Source organism: Arthrobacter flavus (assembly GCF_039526005.1).
GTDB lineage: Bacteria > Actinomycetota > Actinomycetes > Actinomycetales > Micrococcaceae > Arthrobacter_D > Arthrobacter_D flavus.
Genome location: NZ_BAAAIJ010000060.1, coordinates 1 through 1,447, shown reverse-complemented (window position 1 = coordinate 1,447; position 1,447 = coordinate 1). Strand labels below are relative to the sequence as shown.

Here is a 1,447-nt window from a genome sequence, read left to right as displayed (position 1 = left end):
GGCTCTCCGTGGTTCGTGGTGAAAGCCGGGTTCGTGTCGTAAGCGTATAGGGGCTCGTGGCCCTGCTGAGATGGATGTTCTTGACGCATTCATCACTGACAGGAACCACGAGCCTTGATCGAGCCTACTGCCATGCGTACCGACGCTGCCACTACTGTTTTCAACCTTCCCGGGTACCGGGTCACCAGCGCGGAGGTCCTTGCCTGCGGGCAGCGCAGAATCCGGGTCGAATCAGTCCTGGAAGCCGGCTGCCGGGGCTGCGGGGTGATCAGTGCCCGCCGGCATTCACGCCGACTCCAGCGGGTCCGTGACATCCGGGTCGCTGGCCCGGTGGAGGTCATCTGGTCCAAACGCCGGTTCTTCTGCGACGAGCCGGAGTGTGGCCGAAAGACTTTCGCTGAATCTACCCCGCAGGTGCCTGCATACTCGCGGTCCACGGCGAGGCTGCGCCAGGCGCTGACTGAGGCGGTGATCGGATCCGGGCGTGCCGCGTCGGAGACCGCCACTGCGTTCGGTGTGTCCTGGTGGCTGGTCCAGCGGGCGTTGGATGCTGCGGTCCTGAAACTCCCTGACGTGGACTCCCTGGCCCCGGTCAGGCTCGGTATTGATGAGCACCGGTTCCGGTCCGTGCGGTTCTTCCAGGACCCGGCCACGAAGGCCTGGACCCGGTACGAACCGTGGATGTCCACCCTCGTCGATTTGGACACCGGGCAGGTCCTGGGCGTCGTCGACGGACGCGACAGCACCGGTGTTGGGGATTGGCTCAAGGCCCGCCCACTGGGTTGGCGGCTCGGCGTGCAGGTCGTCGCGATCGACCCGTCAGCGGCGTTCCGCAAGGCTCTGCGGATGTGGTTGCCCCGCACCGCTGTCAGCGTCGACGCGTTTCACCTGAGCATGCTCGCCAACGCCATGGTCACCGAGGTCCGCCAACGCCTCTGCCAGGAAGCCAAGGGCAGACGCGGGCGGGCCACCGACCCGGTGTGGGCGAACCGGCGGTTGCTCCTCAAGGGCGCGGAACGGCTCTCGGACCGGGGCAGGAACCGCCTGCAGGTGGTCTTCGCCGTTGATGATTCCACCGGCGGGCTGCAGGCCGTCTGGGACGTGAAGGAACAACTCCGGACACTGCTGCGCACCGGTTCGATCGCCGATGCCACCGCGGCGAAGGCCGAGCTCGGCCGGCTGGTCGACCGTGCAGGCCAGCCCGAGGCCAGAAGGCTCTACCGCACGGTCTGCCGGTGGTGGAACGAGATCGAAGTCCTCATCGTCACCGGCGCCACCACGGCGAAGGTCGAGGCCAACAACACCGCGATCAAGAACATCAAAAGGACCGGACGAGGATTCGTGAATAACACCAACTACAAAACCCGTATCCTATTGAGAAGCGCCGCTAGAACAGCGGCCTGAACATCTCCTCAGCAGCGGAAATCACCACGAACCGCGAAGAGCC

The 1,447-nt window shown here is 65.4% G+C and carries 1 protein-coding gene; it reads left to right on the top strand.

The window, feature by feature from the left end:
• Window positions 1–114 precede the first annotated feature (114 nt).
• Window positions 115–1,404 carry an ISL3 family transposase gene (locus ABD059_RS16895; protein ID WP_425546128.1) on the top strand — a complete coding sequence of 430 codons (1,290 nt, stop codon included), beginning with the start codon at window positions 115–117 and terminating at the stop codon, window positions 1,402–1,404.
• Window positions 1,405–1,447: the final 43 nt, after the last annotated feature.